Here is a 2,784-nt window from a genome sequence, read left to right as displayed (position 1 = left end):
GATGTGGAATGAAAAGCTGGCTGTTTTGGAGGAAGAAATTAAGACAGAATCTGAGAAGATCAGAACCAGTCCCATCAGCGAGGAAGTAAAAATGCTTGAGTATATCAGAGATGCCGTAGATTTCGTGACTGATAAAAAGAATGGTGATAGCGACGGTGACACTGATAGCAGTAATGCAGCTTCGGGCGGTGAGCAGATAACTATATCCGGTGATTCTGGGGAAAAAGCTAAGGAACAGGCAAGGCAGGCACAGCAGATGCAGACTACGCAGCTTCAAGTACAACAGCAGGCTCAGGCACATCAGAATGGTCATCGAGAAAGAGTATCTTTAAAAGATAGGCTCAATAAGGGCTATGAGGCAGTGAAGAAATACGATGAAGACAGGCAGGCGGCAATCGCACGGGGAGAGATCACTACCAAGAAGCGTGATGATCAGAACCTGTCATAGAAAAAAGAAGGGAGACTTAAATCATGATCAAAGTTGAAGAAAACCAAAAGAGTGAAGCACAGATCCGTTTGGAGAAAAAACTGGAAAGGGATAAGGAAAAACTTCAGGAACAGGTCAAAAAAGACCAGAAAAAGATTGAGGAGCTTAAGCGTAAGGCGAAGTCCATTATCGGAGAGATGTTCGCTGAATATCTGCCGGACTATTACTGCTTTGAAGGATCAGAGCTTAAGGAGATTGTGGACACTGCTATGACACAAGAGGCTGTCACTGCTAAGATCGTTGAGATCAGAAGCAGATCCGATACAAGTGGTTCAGCAGAGGACAGTAATACCGTCAGCGTGGAAAATGAGCCGAGGGACAGAGGCATGGATGTTCCGGAAATATCAGAGCCTGAACCGGAGGAAATAACGGAGGAAGAGCCTTATGAAGAATCCGATTCGGATGAAGAGACCGACGAGGATGATGAAAATGATTCATATGATGAAGAATCATAGACGGCATAGCTGTGTTGAAAAAACATAAGCGACATATCGGTTTATATCCATGAGTGGCATGGATATACAAAAAAGCTATCGGCGGCGTATGCACCGAAATACCACAGCGACAGTGCGGAAAGGAGGAGATTTATGTGGAGAATAATCAGAACATCAATATTCAGGAAGACAATCTGTCCGTCAGTCCGTCCATCAATCCTTCCATCCGTAGGGAGAAGAGGGAGCATGTGAGAATCGTGGTCACTCCGTTCTATGTCGGGAAGGAACCGATGAAAGAAGTGATCGGGCGTGCGGCTCTCACGGCGGCCTTAAGAAAGGTGGATGAGACAGTATGACATGGCACAGATACAGGCATGAAAAAGCACGAAATTATCGTAAAAATGCATTGAGGTACAAAGGGCAACACGGTATAATGTGATTGGTAGGTCGCTGTAGTTGCCCCTTGTATAAGGAGGCAGATATGAGAACAAAAACTACAGCACCAATATATAAAGCAGCCCTTTATTGCAGACTTTCCAGAGATGACGGAAAGTTCGTGATGGAAAGCTCCAGTATCCAGACGCAGAAGGAAATGCTGACAAGGTATGCGCAGGAGAACGGTATCGTAAATACCACCTTTTATGTGGACGATGGTTACTCCGGCACTAACTTTGACAGACCGGACTTTCAGCGCATGATCGAGGATATTGAAGCGGGCAAAATCAACATGGTCCTTACAAAAGATCTTAGCAGGCTGGGTCGTGATTATATTCAGACCGGTATCTATACGGAAATCTATTTTCCGGAGCATAAGGTCAGGTATATCGCCCTTAACGATACGGTGGATACCGACAACATTCAGACCATGGATTTTGCACCGCTTAAGAACATCATGAACGAGTTCTATGCAAAGGACACATCGAGGAAGGTAAAGACCGCACTCCTAACAAGGCGGCAGAGCGGCAAGTTCCTGTCAACCAGTGCGCCGTATGGCTATCGGAAATCATCTGAGGACAAGTATAAACTTGAAATTGATGAAAGATATGCTCCCACGGTCAGGCTCATCTTTAAGATGGCCAAGGATGGCAAGGGCATCTCACAGATCAGGAATTATCTGAACGGTCAGCATATTTTAAGACCGTCGGCAGTCAACAGTGCCGGATATGACAGATTCTATGATGGTGAGGACGATCCGAAGCGTTATGAGTGGTCTAACAACAGCGTCAGGGGGATACTCAGAAATCCTACCTATGCAGGGCATCTTTACACAGGGAAAAGACCGAAGCCCTCTTTTAAGAGTAAGAAAAGACTCTCGGCACTGCCGGAAGATTATATCATCATCCCGAATGTGCATGAGGCTATCGTAAGCCCGGAGGATTATGAGCTGGTGCAGACCATGATCACCAGCCGCAGGAACAACACCGGAAGAGAGGGAAAGCTTGAAAACATCTTTGCTGGTCTTATCAAGTGTGAGGATTGCGGATACGCATTGACTCTTGCCACCGCACATCGTACCAAAAAGGATAATATCCTTGATAACTACGGTTATATGTGCAATCAGTACAAGACTTTTGGGAAGAGTAAATGTACCAGCCATTGGATCGAAGCCAGGGACTTATATGATGCGGTACTGGCGGATATTCAGAGACACGCAGCCATGGCTCTTGCGGATGATGAGGAATTCATCGAGAAGCTGTTGGGACAGGTGGAACAGAGCAAGGTCGGCAAGTACAGGGCAGTAGGAAAGGAATTAAGAACCAGTAAGGCAAGACTTTCTGAGATCGACAAGCTGTTTGTCACACTTTATGAAGAGCATATTTCCGGGAAGATCAGCGACAGAAACTATGAGATGATGAGTCGGAG

General features: G+C 45.8%; 4 protein-coding genes. All 4 read left to right on the top strand.

The window, feature by feature from the left end:
• Window positions 1-448 (top strand): hypothetical protein (locus J6I68_RS12325; protein WP_292220717.1); only part of this gene is annotated, 448 nt, incomplete at its 5' end.
• A gap of 23 nt (window positions 449-471) precedes the next feature.
• Complete coding sequence (locus tag J6I68_RS12320; RefSeq protein WP_292220716.1) at window positions 472-942, top strand: hypothetical protein; 471 nt, start codon at window positions 472-474, stop codon at window positions 940-942.
• A 134-nt stretch (window positions 943-1,076) separates the two neighbouring features.
• Window positions 1,077-1,277, top strand: coding sequence for a hypothetical protein (locus tag J6I68_RS12315; protein ID WP_292220715.1), 201 nt, complete (start codon window positions 1,077-1,079; stop codon window positions 1,275-1,277).
• Window positions 1,278-1,402: 125 nt separating this feature from the next.
• On the top strand, window positions 1,403-2,784 hold a 1,382-nt coding region (locus J6I68_RS12310; RefSeq protein WP_292220714.1), incomplete at its 3' end, for a recombinase family protein.

It is taken from the genome of Butyrivibrio sp. (assembly GCF_017940685.1).
Taxonomy (GTDB): Bacteria; Bacillota; Clostridia; order Lachnospirales; family Lachnospiraceae; genus Butyrivibrio.
The sequence above is the reverse complement of the archived record's forward strand: the minus strand, read 5'-3'. Positions and strand labels throughout refer to the sequence as shown.

What these genes read in the sequence shown, in the direction of transcription:
- J6I68_RS12320 (WP_292220716.1), top strand. Translation starts at nt 472, where the DNA reads ATGATCAAAGTTGAAGAAAACCAAAAGAGTGAAGCACAGATCCGTTTG.